This window comes from Lachnospiraceae bacterium JLR.KK008, from assembly GCA_037015955.1.
Taxonomy (GTDB): domain Bacteria; phylum Bacillota; class Clostridia; order Lachnospirales; family Lachnospiraceae; genus VSOB01.
The window spans coordinates 3,107,601-3,133,217 of the sequence record CP143548.1 but is presented as its reverse complement, the minus strand read 5'-3'; the positions used below and the strand labels follow the sequence as shown (position 1 = coordinate 3,133,217).

The following is a 25,617-nucleotide window of genomic DNA, read 5'->3' as shown; positions in this document are numbered from 1 at the left end:
TGATAATTTGGAAGATAATATTTTTGACAAAGTCCATGATGTTGACTTGAAAAAAACGATGGAAACCTCCTACATCGACTATGCGATGAGCGTTATTGCCTCGAGAGCCCTTCCTGATGTCAGAGATGGATTGAAACCGGTGCAGCGACGTGTTCTGTATTCGATGATAGAGCTGAATAACGGTCCTGACAAGCCTCACAGAAAGAGTGCCCGTATCGTCGGTGATACGATGGGTAAATATCATCCCCATGGCGACAGTTCCATCTATGGAGCGCTTGTCAATATGGCTCAGCCTTGGTCAATGCGTCATGTCCTGATTGATGGTCATGGAAATTTTGGCTCCGTGGATGGAGATGGTGCAGCCGCCATGCGTTATACGGAAGCAAGACTTTCTAAAATTTCCATGGAATTACTTGCCGATATAGGAAAAAATACGGTCGACTTCGTTCCTAACTTTGACGAGACGGAAAAAGAACCGTCCGTACTGCCGAGTCGTTTTCCAAATCTTCTTGTAAACGGTACGACGGGAATTGCAGTCGGTATGGCTACCAATATTCCTCCTCATAATCTGAGAGAAGTAGTGGGTGCTGTGACGAAAATCATAGACAACCGTATTGAAGAGGACAGAGAGACAGAGATTGAGGAAATCCTTGAAATTATCAAAGCGCCTGATTTTCCTACAGGCGGCGTCATTCTCGGTACGAGGGGAAGCGAGGAGGCTTATCGTACCGGCAGAGGAAAAGTAAAAGTAAGAGCGGTAACGGACATTGAGACTTTGCCAAATGGAAAAAAACAGATCATTGTCACAGAACTTCCTTATCTGGTCAATAAGGCACGTTTAATAGAGAAAATTGCCGAATTACATAAAGAAAAAAGAATCGACGGCATCACTGATCTGCGGGATGAGTCCGACAGAGAAGGAATGCGCATCGTGATCGAACTGCGAAAAGACGCCAATGCCAATGTGATATTGAATCAGTTGTACAAACATACACAACTGCAGGATACATTTGGCATTATTATGCTGGCGCTTGTCAACAATGAGCCAAAAGTAATGAATCTTCTCGATATGTTGAAGTATTATCTGCTTCATCAGGAAGAAGTTGTCACAAGGCGGACAAAGTATGATCTGAATAAAGCCGAAGAGAGAGATCATATTTTACAGGGTTTACTGATTGCGCTTGATCATATTGATGAAGTAATCCGGATTATCCGCAGAAGTCAGACGACACAGATCGCCAAAGTAAGTCTGATGGAGCGGTTTGGACTGTCTGATGTGCAGGCACAGGCGATTGTGGATATGCGTCTTCGTGCTCTCACAGGTCTGGAGCGGGAACGACTGGAAAATGAACATCAGGAATTGCTTTTGAAAATTGCGGAATTGAAGGCAATTCTTGCGGATGAAAAACTTCTCCTTGGTGTTATTAAAACCGAGATGGTGGCGATCGCTGAAAAATATGGAGATGACAGAAAGAGTGTCATCGGATTTGACGCCTATGATATTTCCATGGAAGACCTGATTCCAAAAGAGAATACCGTCATTGCCATGACAAGTCTTGGCTATATCAAGCGGATGACGGTCGATAACTTCAAGAGTCAGAACAGAGGCGGTAAAGGAATCAAAGGGATGCAGACGATCGAAGAAGACTATATTGAAGATCTTCTGATGACGACGACACACCATTATGTGATGTTTTTTACCAATTATGGAAGAGTATACAGGCTGAAAGTTTATGAAATTCCGGAGGCAAGCCGCACAGCGAGAGGAACGGCGATTGTAAATCTGCTGCAGATGACTCCGGGAGAAAAGATCACTGCCATTATGTCAGTGAAAAAGTATGAAGAAATGCAAAATTTCTTTATGGTGACAAAAAACGGCGTCGTAAAGAAAACATCAATCACAGAGTACAGCAATGTCAGGAAAAATGGATTGATGGCAATCAGTCTTCGGGAAGACGACGAGCTGATCGAAGTAAAGATTACAAACGCTGATACGGAAATTTTCCTTGTGACGAAACAAGGAATGTGTATCCGCTTTAAGGAAACCGATGTGAGGGCAACCGGAAGGGCATCTATGGGTGTAATCGGTATGAATCTGTCTGACGGAGATGAAATCATTGGTATGCAGCTCGATCATCAGGGTGATTCTCTGCTCATCGTATCTGAGAATGGTATGGGAAAACGTACGTATCTCGACGAGTTTACCGTACAAAAACGAGGCGGCAAAGGGATAAAATGTTACAAGATCACAGAAAAGACAGGATATGTTGTTGGTGTGAAAGCTGTGGATGACAGTCATGAAATCATGATGATTACAACAGCGGGCATTATCATACAGTTGCGTATGGATGACATTTCCACACTCGGCAGGATTACTTCCGGCGTGAAAATGATCAATCTTGACGAAAAGGTAAAGGTTGCCAAGATTGCAAAGGTGAGAGAAAAGGGAGAAGAAAATGACAATATTTGAGGAACTAAAGGCGAGAGGACTTCTTGCACAGCTGACAGATGAAGAAGAGATCAAAGAACTGATCAATCATGGAAAAGCAACGTTTTATATTGGTTTCGATCCGACTGCAGACAGTCTTCATGTCGGGCATTTTATGGCCCTCTGTCTGATGAAACGGTTGCAGATGGCAGGAAATAAGCCGATTGCGCTGATTGGAGGGGGCACCGGTATGATCGGTGATCCTTCCGGCAGAAGCGATATGCGCACAATGATGACAAAAGAGCAGATTCAGCATAACTGTGACTGCTTTAAAAAACAGATGAGTCGGTTTATTGATTTTTCGGAAGGAAAAGCGCTGATGGTAAACAATGCTGACTGGCTGATGGATCTGAATTATGTTGAGCTTCTCCGGGAAGTGGGTGCTCATTTTTCTGTCAATCGTATGTTAACGGCAGAGTGTTATAAACAGAGAATGGAAAAAGGTCTTTCTTTCCTGGAATTTAATTATATGATTATGCAAAGTTATGATTTTTATGAGTTGTATCAAAAATATGGCTGTAATATGCAGTTTGGCGGAGATGATCAGTGGAGTAACATGCTCGGCGGCACGGAACTGATCCGGCGCAAACTGGGAAAAGACGCGTATGCGATGACGATCACACTGCTTCTGAACTCGGAAGGTAAGAAGATGGGGAAAACGCAGAAGGGCGCCGTCTGGCTTGATCCGAATAAAACTTCTCCGTTTGAATTTTATCAGTATTGGAGAAATGTGGCTGATGCAGATGTATTGAAATGTATCCGTATGTTGACTTTTCTTCCTCTGGAAGAAATTGATACAATGGATTCCTGGGAGGGGAGCCAGTTGAATGAGGCCAAGGAAATATTGGCTTATGAGCTGACGAAACTTGTCCATGGAGACGAGGAAGCCAGAAAGGCACAGGAAGGTGCGCGCGCACTGTTTTCCACCGGAAATGCGCAGGATATGCCTATGGCGGAACTGACAGCGGAAGATTTTGTGGAAGAGAAGATCGATCTGATCAGTGTTCTTGTAAAATCAGGATTGGTCGCTACCAGATCGGAAGGACGGAGGGCCATCGAGCAGGGCGGTGTCTCTGTGGATGGAGAAAAAGTGACGGACATTAAACAGGAATATGAAAAATCAGCCTTTGCTGACGGTATGATTGTCAAGCGAGGCAAGAAAAATTTCAGAAAGGTAATTACGAAATGAAAAAGGCGGTCGTATTTGACATGGATGGTGTTCTCTTTGATACCCAAATGTTGTCGAACAAAGCATGGTATCAACTGGCAGAGGAAAGAAAGCTGGGAGACATCAGGCAGTTTACGAATGGCTGTATCGGCAGAAATAGGACAGATATTATATCCAGATTTAAGAAAGTGTTTGGAGACGAATTTGATGCTGAAGAATTTCTGAATGCCGGAAAAGCTCTGATGCAGAAATGGATCAGAGAAGACGGACTTCCGCTTATGAAAGGTACAGAAGAAATTTTAATGTATCTGAAAGAAAACGAATATACGATAGCTCTGGCATCTTCGTCGAGTACGGCTTCCGTTTTGAGCCATCTGAAGGATTCCGGACTGACAGATTACTTTCAGGCGATTATTGGCGGAGATCAGGTGCATTTAAGTAAGCCGAAGCCTGATATTTACCTGAAAGCCTGTGAAGCAATCGGTGTAAAGCCCGAGGATGCGATCGCCGTTGAAGATTCTCCCAATGGGATCCGGGCGGCTTACGCCGCAGGTATGACACCGGTTATGATACCTGATCAGATACAGCCGGATGAGGAAATCTTATCGTTGGTCTATAAGAAATATGATTCTCTTCTCAAGTTTAGAGATGCACTGAAAGCAGAAGAGTTATAAAAAATCGACATAGTTCCGGATTATATCCTGAGAACTATGTCGATTTAATTTTTAAGGTGTCGAAAAAAATAGAATTTATTAAATTAAAAATTAATTTCTATACACTTATTTTTCTTATTTTGTCTCGTAGTTGAGCTTTACCGTGATTGTCGCGGTTTTGTTTCTGGAGCTGGTATCAAACGCACCGCCATAGCTATACTCTGTATCGGAGTTCTGTGCTGTGATCTGGAAAACACCAAGATTTGCACTCAACAGTCTGGTTGTTTTGGAGTTCGTACCACCGGCGATCAGATCTGCTCTCATTTTTGCATTTTCTGTAGCCTGTTCAATCAGAGATAGTTTCAATTCATCGAGTTTTGTATAATAGTATTCCGGAGAGTCCGATTCAAATTCGATATTGGCTTCGATCAATTTTGTAATATCACGGGAAACGGCATCTACTTTGTCCAAATCGCCTGATGTTACAGTGATCGACTGATAGAGATCATATCCATCAAGGTATTCTCCAATACGGTCTCCCTCTTCATTATACTCTGCCACCCATCTCTGGGAAATTGAGACAGAGCTGAAAGCAAGTTCATCTTCTGAAATTCCATTGTCAAGCAAATATTGTTTGATCACGTCCGCATCGTTTTTAATTGACTGATAAGCAATCTTTGGCGTAGGCCCATAGGAAGAAAAGCTGCCACGCCATACGATCAGATCAGATTCAAAATCACAACTGGCAGATCCTGTGACGGAGATGCCGCTTCCACTTGTATGTGTCTTGTATTTTAACAGACAAGCGGAAAATATGCTGACACAGACAATCGCGGAAATACCGGCGATCAGAGAAATAATGACAGCTGTGGGAAATGATTTTGTTTTTGGGATCTGCAGTTCGATGTAGTCTTCTTTTTCATTTTGATTTCCATTTTCTTTTCCATACATGTTTCCGTACATATTTTATCCTCCTCCTTTGATAAAACCCTTATATGTTATAAAGTTAATTATATTAAATGGGTCCGTATTTTACAATAAAGTTTTGGAAATTAAAGAAAAGATTAAGAGAGAACAGAGATACAAAGAAGAAAGTACCATCCCCAAGGCTCTTATCGTCCCCAAAGATGGTACTTATAAGTGCGCCTTCAGGGGCTCGAACCCTGGACACCCTGATTAAGAGTCAGGTGCTCTACCAACTGAGCTAAAGGCGCTTGTCCATTCATAAATTATTTACAATGTATTAATGATTATAGTATAATATTTTTTGATTTGCAAGCTATTTATTAAAAAAAATATAAAAAATATAAAATTTGTGAAAATTATAAAATTTGCAGAAGCAAAGAAAGGGAACCTTTATGATATTTGAAACACATGCCCACTATGATGATGCCGCATTTGAACAAGACAGAGACGAGTTGTTGTGCAGTCTGCCGGAAAATGACATTAAAAATGTCATTAATGTCAGTTCCAGCCTGCAAAGTGTCAGCAAAACGATTGCTCTCTCCGAAAAATATCCGTTTGTCTATGCCGCCGCAGGCATTCATCCGAGTGAAACCGGAGAGTTGACAGAAGAGAGTTTCCAGTGGTTGAGAGCACAGTGTGATCATGAAAAAGTGATTTCTGTCGGAGAGATCGGGCTGGATTATTATTGGAAAGAACCTTCCCCTGAAATACAGAAAAAATGGTTTGAGAGGCAACTTCATCTGGCACAGGAAATAAACCTGCCGGTTATCATTCATTCCAGAGAGGCGGCCAAAGATACTCTGGATATGATGAAGCAACTTCACGCGGAACGGTCAGGCGGTGTGATCCATTGTTTTTCTTATACAAAGGAAACAGCCAGAGAATTTTTAAATATGGACTATTATTTTGGTATCGGAGGTGTTGTCACCTTTCATAATGCCAAAAAATTAAAAGAGGCGGTGGCATATATTCCGATTGAAAAGATCGTCCTTGAGACAGACAGCCCTTATCTGGCGCCGGTTCCAAACCGCGGTAAAAGGAACAGTTCTCTGAATCTTCCTTTTATTGCAAAAGAGATTGCCAATATAAAGGGAATTTCTTATGATAAGGTAGTGGAGATAACAAGAGAGAACGGAGAGAAATTATGGCACATTTAGGAAAGATTTCCAGTACTGTTGAGATTTTAAATAAATATCACTTCAATTTTCAGAAACGATACGGGCAAAATTTTCTGGTCGATTCTCATATTCTGGATAATATCGTACAAGCTGCGGAAGTGACAGAAGATGACTGTGTGTTGGAGATTGGACCTGGCATCGGAACGATGACCCAATATCTGGCAGAGTCTGCCAGAGAAGTGATTGCGGTGGAGATCGACAGATTTCTGATTCCAATTCTGAAAGAGACGTTAGCGGACTATAATAATGTCTCAATTATCAATGAAGACATATTAAAGGTCAATCTGAAAGCGCTCGCGGAGGAGAAAAACGGAGGCAGACCGATCAAAGTAGTTGCCAATCTGCCGTATTATATTACAACGCCGATCATTATGGGATTATTTGAGAGCTGTGTACCACTTGAAAGCATCACAGTTATGGTACAGAAAGAAGTGGCTGAGAGAATGCAGGCCGGGCCGGGCACGAAAGATTATGGCGCACTTTCATTGGCGGTACAGTATTATGCCAGACCGGAAGTAATGATGGACGTCTCTCCTAATTGTTTCATTCCCAGACCAAATGTTGGAAGCGCCGTAGTACGGCTGAACAAATATAAAGAAAATCCAGTTCAGGTAGCAGATGAAACATATCTGTTTTCACTGATCCGGGCAGCGTTCGGACAGAGAAGAAAAACTTTGGCGAACAGTCTTGGTAATGCAGGAAGTCTGGAGGTGACAAAAGAACAGATACAGGACGCGTTGAAACAAATGGAACTTTCTGCCACTGTCAGAGGGGAAGCTCTGACCTTATCTCAGTTTGCATGTCTGAGTGATATTCTGAAGGGCAAATCGTCTTGATTCTTTTGACTTATGAAAGGGCCTATGGTAAACTTAAAACATTGACAATGGGTTATTGTGTGAATTGTGTATACGATTCCATAGAGGTGAGTACGTTGGATAAATATGAATATAAGATTCGTTCAGAGGAAATCAAAACGTTAATCGGAAGAAAGAAATATACAGAGGCAATGGAGATTGCGGATAGTATCGACTGGCGTAAAGTGAGAAGTGTCAATATGCTCTGTACGGTTAGTGATCTGTATAAAATCAACAGAAGATACGAGGAGAGCAGAGAAATTTTATTGCTTGCTTATGAACGTCATCCGGGTGGAAGGATGATTATTTACTCTCTCTGTGAACTTTCAATCAAATTGGATGATGTCGTACACGCAGTGGAATATTATAAAGAATTTGTCCAGACAGCACCGAGAGATAACGGAAGATACGTACTCCAATATAAATTATACGAAGCCCAGGAAGTGACGCTGGAAGAGAGGATTGCTGTCCTGGAAGAATTAAAAAGAAGGGAATACAGAGAAAAATGGGCTTATGAGCTTGCTTATCTGTATCACAGAATCGGACTCGGCACGAAATGTGTGGAAGAGTGCGATGAGCTCGTACTCTGGTTTGGGGAAGGGAAATATGTATTGAAAGCACTGGAGCTGAAGATGCTTCATGCCCCTTTGAACACGGATCAACAGAAGAAATATAAAAAGTTGAAAGGTGTTCCGGCGCCGTCCGCACCGATCCCGCAAAAAATTGAGGATGATGAACTGAATATTGAAGTAAAACCGGTTAATGTAGGGGAATATGCGACGATCAATCTGCAAAAAGAGCTGGCAGAGAGTATGAGAAAAGTACTCGGAGAAGAACAGTCTTCCGGGGAAGCACAGCCTACGATAGAGTATACGGCCATCGGTTCTGACCTTGGTACGGATGAAATCAGAAATTATATGACCGGAGCCGATACGGATGAGATAGATGTTTATGAAGAAGAACCGGGAATGTACGAGCAGGATCCCGGCATGTATGAACAACAAACTACGATTTATGAACCTCAAACACAGTTTTATGAACCTCAGACACAACTTTACGAGACTCAGACACAGCTTTATGAGCCGGAAGCCCAGGTTTATGAACCACAACCGACAATATATGAGCAGCAGCCGCAGACTCATCAGTCACAGACGGAAGAATTATATATGGATGGGGCAGGAGATTTTACGAGAGAAATCCTGACCAATCTTCTGGAACAGCCGGAGGAGGAAGAACCGGAAGCATACGAAGAGATAAAAGAAGAAGTACCTGAGGCAGAAGAAGTATATTTTGAAGATACGGATACGATGGAAATTCCTTCTGTCGGGGAAAAGGTTGTCACCTTTCCTCAGGAGATTTTGCAGGAACCGGCAGTTGTTCGGGAACCGGTCAGTCCTCAGCCGGAAATGGTCAGTCCACAGACAGAAATGGCTATTTCACAGTCTCTGATGCCATCTGCGGAAAGTATGGCCAGAGAAACAACCGGGGATTTTGACGATATACTGTCTCAGGAGTACAACGGCCAGATCAGATTTGTAATGCCTGCAAAGGACAGCATTGAAAAACAGATCACAGGCCAGATCAGTATCAATGATATTCTTCTTGAATGGGAAAAGATGAAAAAGGAGAATGAAGAAAAACGGGCAGCAGCTGTCAGACAGAGGGTGAAAGAACAGACCGGAGAGATCTTTTCTCAATTTGACGTCTCAACAAGGCAGGGAATTCTCGCAGAATTGGATGCTATGGCAGAAGAATCCATTGAGAAGGAAAAGCAAGGGGCTTTGAAGGAGGCAGCAAAACCGGAAAAAGCAGAGGATTCAGAGGAAGATCTTCCGGAAGTAGAAGAACTGGAAGAAATCGAGGAAAAGAGTGCGACTCAGAATTTTACCGAGGAAGAAATGGAAGCCGTAGGCAAAGCTGTGGCAGAAGGAGAGAAGTCGGGGGCGGAGCAGGAGATAACCGCAGAGACAAAGGATACAGAAGCTGCGGAAGAAACAGTACATACGGAAGATTCAGAAGAGCCCGTCCATGCAGCAGATGATGTTGCTCATGCAATAGAAGCGGAAAATGTGGAGAATCCTCTAAATACTCAAGAACAGGCAGAAGCTGAAGAAATACAAAAAGAGAAAGCAGAAAAATCTGAGATAAAAGAAACAGGTGAAGACAAAGAGGCTGCGGAGGAAGCAGGACGGGAACAGAAAAAGAGAACAGCCGGCGAGATAAAAGAGGAGAGACTGGAAAAACCACAGCGTGCAATGACCGCAGAAGAGAAAAAACTTTTTGGCTCTTTTATCCAGACAAAATCTACCAAAAATCAGATCATAAGCACACTTGATCAGATCAGTCTCGCTTCGTACACAGGTAATGTGATTTTGACCGGAGAACCGGGGATGGGTACGATCAAGCTGGCGAAAAATATTATCAAAGAGATTCAGATGACGGACAATAATTTCTCCGGAAAGATGGCAAAGATCACCGGACAGGCGCTGAATCATAAGGATATGCAGAAGACGTTCGATAAGCTAGACAATGGCGCTTTGATTGTAGAGGGAGCAGGGGAACTGAAAGAAACAGCGATCAAATCTATGACGAAACTGCTGGAGCAGGAAAATCAGGGAATCATCGTTATTCTGGAAGATACAAAGATCAATATGAACAAACTGCTTGACACTCATCAGATTCTCCATCAAAATTTTAATTTAAGGATTGACGTGGAGGCATTGGACAATGATTCTCTTGTATTGTTTGGAAAGCGGTATGCGTTCGAGCAGGAATATGTGATCGATGAGCTCGGTGTGCTTGCCTTATATACAAGAATAGCGGAAATGCAGACGAGCGAACATTCGGTGACGATGAAAGAAGTCAAGGAGATTGTGGATGAGGCGATCTTTCATGCCGGCAAAAAAAATATGGGTCATTTTATGGATATTTTATTGGGAAAACGTTATGACAGCGACGATATGATTATTTTACGGGAGAAGGATTTCGTATAAAGTAAAAAGGAGGGAGCCGGACATGGCAGAGCGGGAGACTGTATTTATTTCGGAAGCAGATCAGTATTTGTTTGCGAAGGGTACGCATTATGATATTTATAAAAAACTGGGTGCGCATCTATCCGAAGAAAAGGGGAAAAAAGGGGTATTTTTTGCGGTTTGGGCGCCAAATGCGGCAAAAGTCAATGTTATAGGCAGTTTTAACGACTGGGATGAGGAAATTCATGAGATGGAAAAAATCGGTCCCATCGGTATCTATACTCTGTTTATACCTGGTATCAAAGAGGGAGAATTATATAAATTTCTGGTCACAGCGCAGGATGGAAGAAAATTGTACAAGGCGGACCCTTTTGCCAATTATGCACAAAAACGGCCTGATACGGCGTCTGTCATCACCGATCTCGGTCATATCAAATGGTCAGACAGCGAATGGATGGAAGCGAGAGAAAAAAAAGATCTGAATGCGGAGCCGATCGCAATTTATGAATGTCATATCGGTTCCTGGATGCGCCATCCTGATGAAGAAAGTGAAGGGTTTTACAGTTATAAGGAATTTGCAGACGCGCTTGTCAAATATCTGAAAAAAATGCGCTATACACATGTGGAGCTGATGGGAATTGCAGAACATCCGTTTGATGGTTCCTGGGGTTATCAGGTGACTGGTTATTATGCGCCTACTTCCAGATATGGGACGCCGAAAGAGTTTGCATATCTTGTCAATAAACTTCATAAGAATAAGATCGGCGTAATTCTGGACTGGGTACCCGCTCATTTTCCAAAAGATGCACATGGCCTGGCGGAATTTGATGGCTCTGCCGTGTTTGAACATCCGGATTCGCGACTCGGGGAACATCCGGACTGGGGAACGAAAATATTTAATTACAGTAAAAATGAAGTTGTCAATTTTCTGATTGCCAACGCTCTTTTCTGGATCAAAGAATTTCATATCGATGGTCTGCGGGTTGACGCTGTCGCTTCCATGCTTTATCTGGATTATGGAAAGCAGGATGGTCAATGGGTGGCCAATAAATATGGCGATAATAAAAATCTGGAAGCGATCGAATTTTTCAAACATATGAATTCTGTCATCCGCGGGACATTCCCGGGTGTGATGACAATCGCTGAGGAATCGACTGCCTGGCCAAAAGTAACAGGGTCGATCGAGGAAGGCGGTCTGTATTTCAGCTTTAAATGGAATATGGGCTGGATGCATGATTTCTGCGAATATATGAAACTGGACCCGATTTATCGGAAGGGAAATCATTATGCGATGACGTTTGCCATGAGCTATAATGACAGCGAAAACTATATTATGCCGCTGTCTCACGATGAAGTCGTTCATCTCAAATGTTCGATGGTCAACAAAATGCCAGGATACCAGAAAGACAAGTATGCAAACTTAAGGACCGGATATACATACATGTTCGGTCACGAGGGAAAGAAACTGTTGTTTATGGGCCAGGAATTCGGTCAGGAGAGAGAGTGGAGTGAAGAGAGAGAGCTTGACTGGTTTCTGCTCGGCGAGGAATTAAATCGTGGTATGCAGGACTATGTAGCGGAACTGTTGAAAATCTACCGGAAGTATTCCTGTCTGCATGAAATTGATAACAGCTGGGAAGGATTCGAATGGGTTAAAGCTGACGACGCAGAACAGAGTACCTATGCCTTTATCCGCAAATGTCCGTCCGGTAAACAAAAATTGTTGTTTGTCATGAATATGACGCCGATGGAGAGAAAGGAATATCGTGTCGGTGTCCCTGATAAAAAGAAATATAAATTGCTGCTCAACAGTGATGATACGAAATTCGGAGGAGATGGCAATGAGATTCCTCTGTCGATCGCAGCGGAAAAAACGCCGTGCGACTACCGGGATTATTCAATCTGTTTTGATCTTCCGCCGTACACATCTGCCATATTTGTTTTTTAGGTTAAGAAAATTATAGAGCAAGCCGAAATAAAAGGTGAGTGCATTGTGCGCTTGCCTTTTATTCTATTACTTTTTAGACAACAAGGAGATTGTATGAAAATCACATTCCAGCCGACAGACAGGGATCAGAAAATAGAAAGATACCAGACAGCACAGAGAGAATCCGCGGTCCGCAGGATCGGCACAGAAACCGGTTATACGATTGATATTGGGAAAACAGCTTCCGGCCATGAGATAGAAAAGGGACATGCAAAAACGACAGAAGAGATTATGCAGGAAGCGGGCAGGCAAAATGTTGCTCTGACGCGCGACTATATGGCAGTTATGTCGAATACAATGTCCGATGAAGACTTTGCAAATCTTCAGGAGAACGGTTATGAACCGGGAGATACGGAAGTGGAGACTGCCGTGACGATCGTAGACAGGATTAAGGCGTCTCTGATGCAGGCTGGGGTATCGATAGCAGGATATACGGACACGATCGATATGGAAACGCTGACGGAAATAACAGGAGATGCGGCACTGGCAGAAGAAATGTCACGGACATTTTCTGAGATGGGTGTGCCACTCACGGAAGAGACTGCAAAAATGGCGTTTCAGGCATTGGAAGAGGCAGGGAAATTGTCAGAGCCAAGTGATGATGCTGCCAAATACATGATTACGAACGGAAAAGAACCGGTTATAGAAGATCTTTATGTGGCACAGTACAGTAGTACGGAGCAGATGGGCAGACAGGGAAAGGGCTATTATCGGGACGATCTCGGATATTTGACAAAAAAAGCGGAAGATTTTAACTGGGACGGACTAAAATCTCAAATAGATCATATCATTGAAGATGCCGGACTGGAAGGAGTGGCGGAGGCCGAAGAAGGGGCAAAGTGGCTGATCAGCTCCGGTATCCCGCTGACGAAAGAGACTCTGACTTCTTATATGGAAATGAAAAATATCTCTCTGCCGATCGGGCAGAAAGCATTAATGCAGGCGATGGCGGCAGCAGTAGCAGACGGAAAAAAACCTTCCAGGGCGAATCTGACAGGAGCTCTTTCTCTCTGGGAACAGGCGGCAAAGATCTGGAAGCGGACGCAGGAGCTTTCAGATCAGGCGGCAGATCTGACTGCCGGTCAGGGAAAGAGCCTGACACTGCGCAATCTGGATGCGGCGCAAAGGTTACTGGAAAGTGGTTATTATCATGTTACGGAAGAGAACGCTGCGGCCAGAAGGCAGTTGGAAGAAATCAGACTACAGATGACAATCGCTGCCAACAGAGAACTGTTGAAGAGCGGTTATTCGATTGAGACACAAGAGCTGGAAAAAGTGATAGAGGCTCTGAAAGATGTCGAAGATGCGCAAAACAGGATTTTATTTGGAGGGGAAGGGACGCAGGAGACTGCGGAGAGAGCCGCACTGTACGAAGAGGCAACGGCTGCGGTTCAAAGTATCCCGCAGATGCCGGCAGCAGTTGTGGGCCGGGTAAGTGTTTCACAGTCTGAATTTACATTGCATCAGGTAAGGGAGGAAGGGGAAGCACTGGCCTTAGCTTACAAAAAGGCCAATGAGAGTTATGAAACATTCCAGACCGCTCCGCGCAGTGATATGGGAGATTCTATCCGAAAAGCGTTTGACAGTACGGAAAGTCTGCTGGAAGAATTAGGACTGGAGACGACCGATGCCAATAAGAGAGCCGTGAGAATACTTGGTTATAATCAACTGGAGATCACGGAAGAAAATATAGCGACAGTAAAAGCGGCTGATCAGGCATTGCGCAATGTCGTTCAGAAGATGACGCCTGCAGCCACTCTGCAAATGATCCGGGACGGTAAAAATCCGCTGGCAATGACAGTGGAAGAGCTGGATGATTATCTGAGCAGACAGCAGCAGGACGATCCGCAGAAGGAACAGGAGAAGTTCAGCAGATTTTTATATAAACTGGAACAGAAGAAAGAAATTACAGAAGAAGAAAAGCAGTCTTACATTGGAATTTACCGGCTTCTCCGCCAGGTGGAAAAGTCCGACGGGGCAGTGATTGGAAGCCTGATCCATCAAGGTGGTGAGCTTTCCTTTAAAAATTTGCTCACGGCAGTGCGGACCGCACATGCAAAGCGGATGGATACGGCAGTGGATGACGATACGGGCGTGTTGCACGAAGTAAAAGAAAAAGGTGTTTCGATAGACAGTCAGATTGATGCGGCCTTTACGGGAACGAAACAGGAAAAGGAAATCGACTATTACAGACGGCTCAGTCGTGAAATTTATAACAATCTGGATGCCGACAAGCTGATTGGGGCGGCAGTGGATGAAGCTATGGGTCTGGAGGCGTTTGCCGAGAAAATGCGTCAGACAGAGAGCGACAGATCGGCAGACAGCGCTTACCGGAGAGAGCAGATCGCACAGTACAGACAGGCGCAGCAAGTGGAAAAAAATGCTGTGAATATGCTGGAAATGTTGGAAGAACCGGTCACGCTGGAAAATGTCAGAGCAATGGCGGCCTGCGAACAGGATATGTCCGGAGCTTGGAAAAAGATCAGACAGGAAGCGGATGCGCATTCTGTCGATAATAAAAACCAGCTGGAAGAAAAAATTGCGCAGCTGGAAGAAAATTTTGAGAGCAGGGAAGAGGCAGCCGAGGCTTATCATAAACTGGCAGATACGCAAAAAGAGATATTGGATGAGGCCATGTATGAGACAGACAATGTGACTTCTCTGGATATGAGACAGCTTGGTCTGATCTATAAACAGGTTTCGTTTACAGCAAAACTGGCGGACACCGAGAGATATGAAATTCCGGTTATGATGGAAGATTCGGTGATGGCACTTCATCTTCAGGTGATTCATTCCGATATAAATAAAGGAATGGTGGAAGCATCCATGGATATGGAGGCTTATGGAAAGATTGTCATCAAACTTCAGCTCGAAGACGATCAGGTAAAAGGATTTTTGATCGGTTCCCAGAAGGGAAGCGATGAAGCATTACAGGAGATGCAGGAGCAGATCAGAGAACGCCTGGAGCAGACAGGTCTGCGGACAGAGAGTATGGATATTGGCTTCCGTAAAAATCTGCACACCGGCTTTTCTGAAGAGACGAATCAGGGTCAGCAGAGTCAGACTTCCACAAAAAGGCTTTACAACATTGCAAAAACAGTGATAAGTGTCGTACGTAAACAGTCAGAAAGGGGTTCCTATAATGAAAATAAACTTTAATATGTCGGCAATCATAACCAATGACTGCCTCACAAAATCAGAAAACGCATTGTCCAATTCCATTGAAAAGTTGTCTTCCGGTTATAAGATCAACCATGCGAAAGACAGCCCTTCCGGTATTGCCATTGCCAAAAGGATGAATGCACAGATCAGAAGTATGACAAGAGCCGAGCAAAATGCCAACGACGGAATTTCCGTAATCGGTGTAGCGGAAGGTACGCTCTCAGAAGTGCATGATATGTTACAAAGGCTGAATGAATTGAGCATCAAAGCGTCCAACGGTCCTTTGTCTGACGGTGACAGACAGATTGTTCAGGAGGAAGTTGATTCTTTGTTGGAAGAGATTGACCGTATCGCCGATTCCACAGAATATAACGGAAGTATATTATTAGATGGCACCTTTGATCTGAAAGGATATGTGGAGAAGTCTGACAAAGCCAATGCGGTCCTGAATACGTCTGCGATTAAAATACAGTCATATTCGGATGAAGCAAGAGCCGGTTTCTATGAGTTGGAGATACATTCTTATCAGGATGCAGTCACCGGTGAGTATTATTTTACCGGTGCGACGATCAATGGAGCGGCAGCAGGACCGGGCGGCACTGCGACAATGAATGTACATGGCAAACCGGTTCCTCAGCAGACAGTGGATAATCAGATCTATTCGTATGATGAGAAGATGAGCACTGTGACAATCACTGCAGATAAAAGTTTCTCTCTGACATTGGAGATCGATCTGGAAGCCCTGGTGGCATCCGGAGATATACCTGGTGACAAAGTTGTAGTTCTGGATCTGACCGGTATTGGCGCTATGACAATGCAGGTAGGGGCTAATGAAGGACAGACTTTGGATATTCGGATTCCGAAAGTATCCAGTAAAAATCTGGCGATCGAAGATCTGGACGTCTCGACCGAAGATGAGGCGAGAAAATCGATTGACAGAATTTCCAAAGCGATCAATGAGATTTCCAATATTCGTTCCCGTCTCGGCGCCTATGAGAATCGTCTGGAGCATATTGTATCGAGTCTGGATACGACGGAGGAAAGTATGACTGCCGCTTATTCACGGATTATCGATGTGAACATGGCGGAAGAAATGACAGAATATACGAAAGATCAGGTGCTCAGTCAGGCTGGTACTTCGATGTTGGCACAGGCAAATCAGAGGCCGTCACAGATTTTGCAGCTTCTTCAGTAATCCGGATTTTGATCAGAGGGAAATAAAATGACGGACGAAGCAAGAAAAAATTTTACGATGCGGATCACGCAGGCGAATAAGAGCGAGCTGATCGTAATACTTTATGAAATGTATCTGGCGTATGTAGAAGATGCGGTCAGGGATCAGAATGACCGGGATAAATTCCGGGAAGCGATCCGCAAGGCAAGAGGATGTGTCACCGAGCTGATGAATTCTCTCGACCACAGATACGAAGTAGCACATAATCTGCTCCGGCTATATAGTTATATCAATAAAGAAATGGCAGGAGCAGATGTCCGTGGCAGTATAGAACCTCTCAGTCGTTGTCGAAAAGTGATGACGGAATTGATGGAGGCTTATCGGACAGTGAGTCAGGAGGATACTTCGGGTCCTGTTATGGGGAATACGCAGACAGTATATGCCGGATTAACCTACGGAAAAGGGAAACTCACGGAAAGTCTGTCGCACGAGGGGAGCCGGGGATTCCTCGCATAAATTTTCTGCCTTTGGTGTCTCTGCTGCCAGATTTAATTTGGCTGCTTCCTGAAGCAGATATTTATAGCGTTTCTGTACAGCATTTACTTCATAAATATAGCAGTCGATCAAGTCAGGGTCCGTGGCGTTTTCAAAACCGGCATAGGCGGTTTCAAGAGCGCGACGGGTCTTTGCAATATCGTTTAGTATACTGTTGTCCTCTTTATCGACATAGGAGCTTTTGCTGAAATAGGATTTCATAACCGGTCCGCCTTTCCTGTATATGGCATTGTTTACAGCATCTTTAATACTAAAGTATGGACTTACACTGGTAATTTATTCATATAATATTTCAAAACTTTCCTGAATAGAATGATATAGATAGGCAGCGGGGAGGATAAATATTTGAGTTATTTTACCGGAGCAACAACGATCATAGTGATGTGTGTTGTGATATTGTGTGTGATCTCACTCCGAAAAAAAGCGGAATTTCTTCTCAATTTTCTGCTTCGGGGCATTATTGGGATGATTTCCATTTTTTTCATCAACGAGATGCTTGCAGCGCAAAACTTTGCTATCATGGTAGGGATTAATCCGTGGACGGCTTTGACATCCGCAATCCTTGGATTACCGGGGGTTTTATTGCTTTACGGTATTCACCTTTTTAAATTTTTGTAACTATTTGCCAATAGACATTCTGTAATAAGTATCATATAATTCGACTTACAATCACACCGGCCCTGTAGAGGAGGTGGAGCATATTGTAAGTCTTTTTTTATTTTTAAGTTTTGCCCTCTGGGAAGACTATCATTCGAAAAAGATCTCTAATCTGTTAATTTTCACAGCACTGTCATGTGCAATTCTTGATCAGATCAGACAAAATGGTTTCCAAAGTATTTTATGTTCTTTGTTTCATCTAAGTGTTATGATTCTCGTTTTATTACCCTTATATCTTCTTGGAAGTTTAGGAGCAGGTGATATAAAACTGCTCGGTGTGACAGCTGTATATTTGTCGTGGAGGCTTGCATTGAGCGCATTCTTTGCCGGAGTTTATTTCGCTCTGTTTCCGGTGTTACTGTTAGTTTTAAAAAAGAAACTATGTCTGGGAAAACGTATTCCCATGTCGGGTCCCCTGGTGGGTGGTATTTTATTTGTTTTGTGTAAGGAGGGATGGATTTGAAGAAACAGATTCTTGCTGTATTTGACACAGAGGCGGAATATGTAAGACGCTTTTGTGACTATGTAAGCGATAAGTCAGAGTATCCATTTGAGGCTGCCGCTTTTACTTCCAGAGAAAAGCTGAAAACATTTTGCAGAGAAGAGATTGTAGATATTTTATTGGTTGCAGAAAACAGCTATGATCTGTCATTGAAAGAGTGGATCAAAGGAGATGTGATCATTTTAAGCGAAGAGAAGGACAGAAAAGGGGAAACAGAACAGATTTATAAATACCAGCCCTGCGGGAAAATATTACAGGAGGCCATACAATATTATGCCGGATCCAGGCCGGAATCAGAGCCTGCAGTTTTGAAATCAAGAAAAAACAAAATACGTATGATCGGAATGTATACACCGGTTCACCGCAGTATGCAGACGAGCTTTGCAATCACACTCGGGGAGATCCTTGCCAGAGATCACAGAGTATTGTATTTGAATTTTGAGAGTTTCTCCGGATTTGACAAGCGCATGGACAGAGAGTTTATGACAGATATGTCAGATCTAATCTATTATGTGACCAATGCGAGAGATGCGCTTTTTTATAAACTAAAAGGGATGACAGAAACAATTCAAAATCTTGATTATATTCCTCCGGCCTTCTCCTATATGGATCTGGCGCGCATTACATTAGAGCAATGGTTTCTGTTGTTTAAAGAACTGGAGAAACATACGGATTACGAATTTCTGATTCTCGATTTATCGGACAATCTGCAGGGATTATTCGAAATACTCCGCAGATGTGAAAAAGTATTTACACTGATCCGGGAAGACAGCGCTGCTGCCGCTAAGCTCTGTCAGTATGAAAGATTGCTGGAACGTACTGACTATGAAGATGTCGCGGAGAAGACGCTGCAATATAAACTCCCGTTTATCCGTAATATACCAATGGAAATGGAACAATACACCTATGGAGATCTGGCGGACTATGTGAGAAAGTTGGTGGAGGAAGAATTTCGTGTATGATCAAAATAAAAGTTTTAAAAAGGACAAGAAAATAAAAGAAAAACTACTACAGCATATCCATGAAAAAATCGATTATTCCAGAGAGATGGAAGAGACGGAGATCAGGAAACTGATCGGTGAAAGTCTGACAGAATATGGACATCAGGATTATCTGAGTTTAAAGGAAAAAGAAAAACTCGGAAAAGAACTGTTCTATGCCATTCGGAAACTGGACATTTTACAGGAGATTCTTGAGGATGAAGAAATCACGGAGATTATGATCAATGGACCCGACCATATATTTATTGAGAAAAGTGGGACTTTGTATTTATGGGAAAATTCATTCTCATCACGGGAAAAGCTGGAAGATATTATTCAGCAGATCACAGCAAAATGTAATCGTGTCGTCAATGAGGCTTCTCCTATTGTGGATGCCAGACTGGAAGATGGTTCGCGTGTCAATATCGTGTTGCGGCCGGTCGCTTTAAACGGACCTGTGATGACAATTCGTCGTTTTCCGAAAGAACCTGTAAATATGAAAAAGCTGATCGAGATTGGATCGCTTACGGCAGAAACAGCAAAGTGGCTGGAATTGCTTGTCCGTGCAGGATACAATATATTGATCAGCGGCGGAACCGGTTCCGGGAAGACAACATTTTTAAATGCGCTGTCTGATTATATTCCGCGGGAGGAGAGGATCATTACGATCGAAGACAGTGCGGAGCTGCAGATTCAGAATGCACCGAATTTGGTGAGACTGGAGACAAGAAATGCCAATGCGGAAGGATGTGAGGAAATTACAATCCGGGATCTGATCCGTACGAGTCTGCGCATGAGGCCGACGAGATTGATTATCGGTGAAGTCAGAGGAGGGGAGGCGGTTGATTTGCTGCAATGCCTGAATACCGGTCATGACGGTTCATTGTCTACCGCACACGCCAACAGTGCGAGAGATATGCTGTCGAGACTGGAGACAATGGCGCTGATGGGGTTGGACCTGCCTGTATCTGCAATACGTCGGCAGATCGCGTCTGCAATCGATATTATTATTCATCTTGGGAGACTTCGCGATAAGACGAGAAAAGTTTTAGAAATTGCGGAAGTGGCAGGGATGGACGGAGAGGAGATCAGATTGGAAACGCTCTGTATTTTTGAAGAGACATCAGAGAATCAGAGAAAGGAGGTAACAGGGCAGCTTGTATTTAAAAAAGAATTATCATTCAAGCAAAAGCTCAAGGCAGCAGGATTACCGGATCTACCGTCTCTCTCATAAAGAGACGATAAAATATGGAATGACAGGATTTATAGTCGGCAGTCTGATCTTATATTTCTTTTACAAAACAGTATATGTGTTGATTCCGGGGATTTTCTGCTCGATACTTTATTGCAGTTGGCAGAAAAAAGAATTGTGCAGAGGAAGACAATATATATTGGAGCAGCAGTTTAAAGACTGGATTCAAGTGACAGCATCTTGTCTGCGTTCGGGATATTCGGTGGAAAATGCTTTTCTGAAAGCAGGGGACGAGTTAAAACTGCTATATGGTAATAAGACAGATATTCAAACTGAGGTGCAAAACATGAAGCAGCAGATTCTCAATAATGTGACCCTGGAAAATATCTTGTGGGATTTTGCCCAGAGAAGCGGAGTTGAAGATATTCGTAATTTTGCAGATGTATTTGAAGTTGGAAAACGAACGGGAGGAAATCTAAATGAGATGATAGACAACTGCTGTGGGATCATTACAATGAAAGCTGCGGTGGAACAGGAAATACATACGCTCTTACATGGAAAATCAATGGAACAGAAGATTATGTGTCTGGCGCCTTTCGCAATCATATCTTATATTCAGGTTACTTCTCCCCTATATTTTTCTCCCCTTTACCATAATATTGCAGGAATCTGTATTATGACAGGATGTCTTCTTCTATACCTGTTTTCAGTAGGACTTTCTCTCCATATTATCAGAATCGAGGTATGAATATGATCGCAATGGCAATTTATATTACAACGTTTTTCATTGGGATGTATTTACTGGTTAAGAAAAAGACAGATCAGAAAGTTGCAGTGATTTTATTAGCGGGAAGTCTGGCAGCTGCCTTCCTCGAAATCATGTTTTTGACAGGAGATCATAAGTCTACAATGACAGAAATGATAAGGGAAGAGAAATCAGGGACGAAAAAGACAGTAGAACTGGAGGTTGAAGCGGAGGGAGAAAAAGGAACAGTACAGGTTGAGATTTTTCCGCAGGAGTACAGTCAGATAGAATTAGAAAAATTATCTGAAATTATGTGGGAGAATCTGGAAAAAGAAATTCCCGGACAAAACAATACTGTTGACTATGTCACAGAAGATTTGTTTTTCCCAGAGAGAGTGGAATCATTTCCTTTTGTGATTAAATGGGTGAGCAGTGAAAAAGATTTATTGTCATCAGACGGGAAAGTAGGAGAAGAGATTCCTCAGGAGGGGGCTCTTGTAAAAATTCAGGCAGACATATCTGTGGAGCGAGGAACATTCAAACAGGAACGTATTTTTTATGTAAAACTGTATCCATCTAAAGACAGAGAAAAATTTTGGAAGAGGTTGGAACGTAAGCTCAAACAATTAGAAACGGAAAGCCGGGAACAGATCAGTTACTTTTTACCTGAGCAATTTGAAGGGAAAGAGATTCGATTTTATAATCGTAAGAAAAAAATCAGCGGTACAGTTTTTCTGATGTCAATATTGGCAGGAGTATTATTGGTGCTTGCACAGCAGGAAGAAATAGAAAAAAAGAAAAAGGCGAGAGCCGCGTCTATAGAGCGGGAGTACCCAAAGATGGTAATGAGAATGACAATGCTGGCTGGAACCGGTATGACGATTTCAGGCGCATTTCATAAAATAGCAGCGGGCTACCAAAAAAGAAAAAACAAAAAAACTATCATGCTTTATGAAGAAATGCTCATTACATGCAGGGAAATGGAGGCCGGAATTCCGGAGAGAACGGCATATCAAAATATGGGTCTGAGGTGTGGACTTCCCTGCATCGTACGATTTACAGCATTGCTGGTGCAGTATATGCAAAGTGGTGCAGGTGGATTGAAAAGAGCATTGAAAAATGAGACGGATCAGGCGCTGCAGGAGAGAAAAGAGCGTGCAAAACGCTGCGGAGAGGAGGCCGGGACAAAACTCCTGTTGCCTATGACATTCCTGTTGATACTGATTATGATTATTATCGTGATACCGGCATTTTCGTCGTTTGGGGTGTAAAAGAGCAGGCGAAAAGAAACAGATTAGGGAAAAAATAAACCAAAAAGAATTAAAAGATGCAGATAACAATAAAGAGGCTGAACAGGAAAGGAAAAATAATATGAGTACATTAATTCGATTTTTAAAAGAAGAAGAAGGAATTGGAACCGTAGAAATGATATTGATTTTGGTTGTACTGATTACGCTTGTCATTATTTTTAAAGATCAGCTTACAGCACTTGTCAATGATATTTTCTCTCAAATAACCACAAAGAGCAGTAGTATCTATTGATGAGAAAACAGAAAGGAGAAATAACAGTTTTTCTTTCACTGGTGTTGGTAATAATGATCTCCGTATTGTTTACGGTGATCGAAGCGGCTAGAACAAATGCCGTACAATTCCAGGCAGAGTGTGTGGCAGATATGGCGCTTCAATCTGCATTAGCGGAATATAACCGGGAACTTCTGGAACAATATGAGCTCTTTTTTATAGATATTGGTTATGGAACAGAAAAATCCGGCTATGAATTACTGGAACAACATATTTTACATTACATGGATAAAAATTTTCATTTGGAAGAAAGTAGTTACACGGATGGAATCAGAGATTTACTGCAATTATCCACAGACTCTATTTTGATCCTGGAGGCAGCAGGCGCATTAGATGATAATGCGGAAGTTTTGGAAAGAAAGGCTGTCGATTATATGTTGGATCGATATGAATTGCTCGATTTATCTCAAAAACTGTCCCATATTAGTAGAGATACAGATGAAATAAAAAGGAAAGAACTGATCAGTGACAAAATGGAGAGGATGAGGGAGGATAATGAAGAAAAAATTCGTTCGGTAGATACGACAGTGGAAGATGAAGAAGGGAAAAAGAAAAAGATACCAATCAATAATCCGGCTGATAAAATAAACAGCAGAAGAGGAAGTTCTCGTATTTTGAAAACTGTGACAAAAGAGAAAGCGGTATCAGATAAAGAAATTTGTCTGGAGGATTACATATCTCATAGAGATTATAAGGAAAGAGACGGATTTCTGTCAGGAGAGAAAGACGTAACAGGAGCGGAAGATATGATCTTTCAAAAGTACATTATGGAAACATGTGGAAAGTATACGGATCTGAAAGAGGGGTCTCGTCTTGATTATGAGATGGAGTATATACTGTCAGGAAAATGTTCTGACAGGGAAAATCTGCAGAATGTCGTAAATCAATTACTTGTCATACGGGAAACGGCAAACTTTATTTATCTGTTAAGTGATTCCGGGAAACAAGCGCAGGCAGAGGCGGTAGCTTCCGCATTGGCAGTTGTGATCTTCTTTCCGGAGTTAAAGGATTTGATCAAATTGTCTCTGTTAATTGGCTGGGCTTATGCGGAGAGTGTCAATGATGTGACAATTCTGTTAAATGGCGGCAGTGTACCGATCTGGAAAGACGGGGATAGTTGGAAGCTCAGCCTCAAAAATGCCTTAAAGCTGGAAGTAGAAGATGAGAGTACCGGGGAAGGGCTTTCTTATGAACAATATTTGCATGTACTTTTGGCTGTTTCGGACAAAAAGCAGAGGAACCTGCGTTTTATGGATATTATTGAAATGAATATCAGACAGACACCAGGGAATGAGAACTTTCGTATGGATCAATGTATTCACAGTTTTACTGCGGAGATGACGATTCGTTCTGGTACAGGGTACAGTTGTCTGATCAAGAGGACGGCAGGGTATCTTAAATAAAAGGAAAGGAGGGAGGAGAGATGCGTTTCTTTCGGATCACAAAAATTTCTCGGAAAGGAGTTCTATCAAACAATCTCAGTTGGACAGGCCCCCAATCATGTCCAAATATTTCACAGTATCCTGATTGTAACAAGTATTATAAAAAGCAAAATTATTTTCTAAAACATATCATTTGTACCGGAAGGAACGTGTCTCTCTTTCCTCCTTTACAGAGCAGTATTGCGGTGGAGGCTGCCTGTGTTCTTCCACTATTCCTGTTTTTCTGCATTCAGATCATTTCGATTATCAGTATTCTACAACTTCACAGTGCACTGGAAGCAGCGCTGCATCAGGAGATTACACAGGCATCTTTAGAGGCCTATGCCTATGAGACTATCGGTGCGGAAATGGATTCAGAGGTTTTTATTTTTCTGGAACAGGCATATCTGCGATCAAAAGTGATAGAGAGGGCGGGGAGAGAATATCTTGACCATTCTGTAATAGAAGGAGGCAGCAGTGGCATTCACCTTGTTTATGAAGGGCAGGAAGATGCTCAGGACATGGTGAATCTCATACTCTCCTATAAGGTAAGACCTTTAATAGATCTGTTGGGGTTTTCAGAATTTACAATGGCAAACAGCTGTCAGATGAAAGCATGGACCGGATATCGACTCGAATATGACGGACAGGAGAATGAGGAAGAGGAACTGGTCTTCGTCACAGAGACAGGTACGGTATACCATAAAAATAGAAATTGTACCCATCTCGTTCTTTCGATCCGGTCCGTAAATACAGACAGTCTGGGTGTTCTCAGAAATGACAGTGGAGAGAAATATTATCCTTGTGAAAACTGTGGGAAACATCCTACAGGCAGTGTTTATCTGACAGATCAGGGTAATCGTTATCATACAAACTTACAATGCAATGGATTAAAGAGAACGATATATACAATTCCAATTTCAGAGACTGGAGGTAGACGGCCATGCAGCAGATGCTCCGCTATGGGCTGACAGTTGTATTTTTATTGATTGGCACCTGGCAGGATATAAAAACCAGAAAAATAGAAGTGGGATGGCTCTTTTTCTTTGGTACTATCGGAATATTGATAAATATCATATTTCATGCTGCCTGGCAAATATGGATCACGGGAATGATACCAGGTCTGGTCATATTATTATTTGCAAAGTTTTCCGGGGAACAGATTGGTTATGGAGACGGGCTGATAATCACTGTGACAGGATTATTCTTGACGGGCATTGAAAATATAAGTTTGTTTCTTGTGGGGCTTTTCTTATGTGCCATATGTACGATTGTGTTGTTTTTTACAGGAAAGGTTGAAAGAAAGACGACATTGCCATTCGTACCATTTTTGATGGCAGCGTTTCTGATACAGATCTTATCACTGATAATAGTATGAGGAG

General features: G+C 42.7%; 22 protein-coding genes and 1 tRNA gene. 20 read left to right on the top strand and 3 right to left on the bottom strand.

Annotated elements, in window-relative coordinates:
• The first annotated feature begins 7 nt into the window (after positions 1-7).
• From gyrA to V1224_15460, 3 genes are read left to right on the top strand one after another with little or no spacing between them, the layout of a single operon-like run.
• Positions 8-2,470, top strand: coding sequence for a DNA gyrase subunit A (gene gyrA, locus V1224_15470; GenBank protein ID WWR15844.1), 2,463 nt, complete (start codon positions 8-10; stop codon positions 2,468-2,470).
• A complete protein-coding gene (tyrS, locus tag V1224_15465; GenBank protein WWR15843.1) occupies positions 2,457-3,677 on the top strand; it encodes a tyrosine--tRNA ligase in 1,221 nt (406 codons plus the stop codon). Before gyrA ends, tyrS begins: the two co-directional genes overlap by 14 nt.
• On the top strand, positions 3,674-4,330 hold the full coding sequence (locus V1224_15460) for an HAD family phosphatase (protein WWR15842.1): 657 nt from the start codon (positions 3,674-3,676) through the stop codon (positions 4,328-4,330). Before tyrS ends, V1224_15460 begins: the two co-directional genes overlap by 4 nt.
• Before the next feature lie 114 nt (positions 4,331-4,444).
• Here the strand turns inward: V1224_15460 and V1224_15455 are convergent, their stop codons facing one another.
• Positions 4,445-5,272 carry an SIMPL domain-containing protein gene (locus V1224_15455; protein WWR15841.1) on the bottom strand — a complete coding sequence of 276 codons (828 nt, stop codon included), beginning with the start codon at positions 5,270-5,272 and terminating at the stop codon, positions 4,445-4,447.
• 178 nt (positions 5,273-5,450) lie between these two features.
• Positions 5,451-5,523: transfer RNA gene (locus V1224_15450), tRNA-Lys, on the bottom strand.
• Between the two features lie 144 nt (positions 5,524-5,667).
• Here V1224_15450 and V1224_15445 point away from each other — a divergent pair.
• The 7 genes from V1224_15445 (at position 5,668) to V1224_15415 (ending at position 17,118) form a co-directional block, all read left to right on the top strand.
• Positions 5,668-6,432 (top strand): TatD family hydrolase, encoded by a 765-nt coding sequence (locus V1224_15445; GenBank protein WWR15840.1) that lies wholly within the window; start codon positions 5,668-5,670, stop codon positions 6,430-6,432.
• Complete coding sequence (gene rsmA / locus V1224_15440) at positions 6,420-7,289, top strand: 16S rRNA (adenine(1518)-N(6)/adenine(1519)-N(6))-dimethyltransferase RsmA (GenBank protein ID WWR15839.1); 870 nt, start codon at positions 6,420-6,422, stop codon at positions 7,287-7,289. The genes V1224_15445 and rsmA overlap by 13 nt, the downstream gene beginning before the upstream one ends.
• Positions 7,290-7,384: 95 nt before the next feature.
• Positions 7,385-10,300 carry a hypothetical protein gene (locus tag V1224_15435; GenBank protein ID WWR15838.1) on the top strand — a complete coding sequence of 972 codons (2,916 nt, stop codon included), beginning with the start codon at positions 7,385-7,387 and terminating at the stop codon, positions 10,298-10,300.
• A gap of 22 nt (positions 10,301-10,322) precedes the next feature.
• The gene (gene glgB / locus V1224_15430) at positions 10,323-12,227 is read left to right on the top strand and encodes a 1,4-alpha-glucan branching protein GlgB (protein ID WWR15837.1); all 1,905 of its coding nucleotides are present in this window, start codon (positions 10,323-10,325) and stop codon (positions 12,225-12,227) included.
• A gap of 93 nt (positions 12,228-12,320) precedes the next feature.
• Complete coding sequence (locus V1224_15425; GenBank protein ID WWR15836.1) at positions 12,321-15,425, top strand: DUF6240 domain-containing protein; 3,105 nt, start codon at positions 12,321-12,323, stop codon at positions 15,423-15,425.
• Positions 15,409-16,623, top strand: a complete 1,215-nt coding sequence (locus V1224_15420) for a flagellin (GenBank protein ID WWR15835.1) — start codon at positions 15,409-15,411, stop codon at positions 16,621-16,623. The genes V1224_15425 and V1224_15420 overlap by 17 nt, the downstream gene beginning before the upstream one ends.
• Before the next feature lie 27 nt (positions 16,624-16,650).
• On the top strand, positions 16,651-17,118 hold the full coding sequence (locus tag V1224_15415) for a flagellar protein FliS (protein WWR15834.1): 468 nt from the start codon (positions 16,651-16,653) through the stop codon (positions 17,116-17,118).
• Here V1224_15415 and V1224_15410 read toward each other — a convergent pair.
• On the bottom strand, positions 17,050-17,358 hold the full coding sequence (locus tag V1224_15410) for a YaaL family protein (protein ID WWR15833.1): 309 nt from the start codon (positions 17,356-17,358) through the stop codon (positions 17,050-17,052). The genes V1224_15415 and V1224_15410 overlap by 69 nt on opposite strands.
• Before the next feature lie 180 nt (positions 17,359-17,538).
• On the opposite strand from V1224_15410, the gene V1224_15405 reads away from it, so the two are divergent.
• The 10 genes from V1224_15405 to V1224_15360 all read left to right on the top strand — a co-directional run bounded on the left by V1224_15405 (position 17,539) and on the right by V1224_15360 (position 25,613).
• The gene (locus V1224_15405) at positions 17,539-17,775 is read left to right on the top strand and encodes a pro-sigmaK processing inhibitor BofA family protein (protein ID WWR17505.1); all 237 of its coding nucleotides are present in this window, start codon (positions 17,539-17,541) and stop codon (positions 17,773-17,775) included.
• Positions 17,776-17,848: 73 nt separating this feature from the next.
• Positions 17,849-18,277: a prepilin peptidase gene (locus tag V1224_15400; protein ID WWR15832.1), complete on the top strand. Its 429-nt coding sequence runs from the start codon at positions 17,849-17,851 to the stop codon at positions 18,275-18,277.
• Positions 18,274-19,278 (top strand): hypothetical protein, encoded by a 1,005-nt coding sequence (locus V1224_15395; protein ID WWR15831.1) that lies wholly within the window; start codon positions 18,274-18,276, stop codon positions 19,276-19,278. The genes V1224_15400 and V1224_15395 overlap by 4 nt, the downstream gene beginning before the upstream one ends.
• Before the next feature lie 85 nt (positions 19,279-19,363).
• The gene (locus V1224_15390; GenBank protein ID WWR17504.1) at positions 19,364-20,530 is read left to right on the top strand and encodes a CpaF family protein; all 1,167 of its coding nucleotides are present in this window, start codon (positions 19,364-19,366) and stop codon (positions 20,528-20,530) included.
• Positions 20,454-21,236, top strand: a complete 783-nt coding sequence (locus V1224_15385; GenBank protein WWR17508.1) for a type II secretion system protein F — start codon at positions 20,454-20,456, stop codon at positions 21,234-21,236. Before V1224_15390 ends, V1224_15385 begins: the two co-directional genes overlap by 77 nt.
• 2 nt (positions 21,237-21,238) lie before the next feature.
• Positions 21,239-22,504 (top strand): type II secretion system F family protein, encoded by a 1,266-nt coding sequence (locus V1224_15380; GenBank protein WWR15830.1) that lies wholly within the window; start codon positions 21,239-21,241, stop codon positions 22,502-22,504.
• 100 nt (positions 22,505-22,604) lie between these two features.
• Positions 22,605-22,775 (top strand): Flp1 family type IVb pilin, encoded by a 171-nt coding sequence (locus V1224_15375; protein ID WWR17503.1) that lies wholly within the window; start codon positions 22,605-22,607, stop codon positions 22,773-22,775.
• Positions 22,776-22,828: 53 nt separating this feature from the next.
• The gene (locus V1224_15370; GenBank protein WWR17502.1) at positions 22,829-24,217 is read left to right on the top strand and encodes a DUF5702 domain-containing protein; all 1,389 of its coding nucleotides are present in this window, start codon (positions 22,829-22,831) and stop codon (positions 24,215-24,217) included.
• 224 nt (positions 24,218-24,441) lie between these two features.
• Complete coding sequence (locus V1224_15365) at positions 24,442-25,206, top strand: hypothetical protein (GenBank protein WWR15829.1); 765 nt, start codon at positions 24,442-24,444, stop codon at positions 25,204-25,206.
• On the top strand, positions 25,179-25,613 hold the full coding sequence (locus V1224_15360) for a hypothetical protein (GenBank protein WWR15828.1): 435 nt from the start codon (positions 25,179-25,181) through the stop codon (positions 25,611-25,613). The genes V1224_15365 and V1224_15360 overlap by 28 nt, the downstream gene beginning before the upstream one ends.
• Positions 25,614-25,617: the final 4 nt, after the last annotated feature.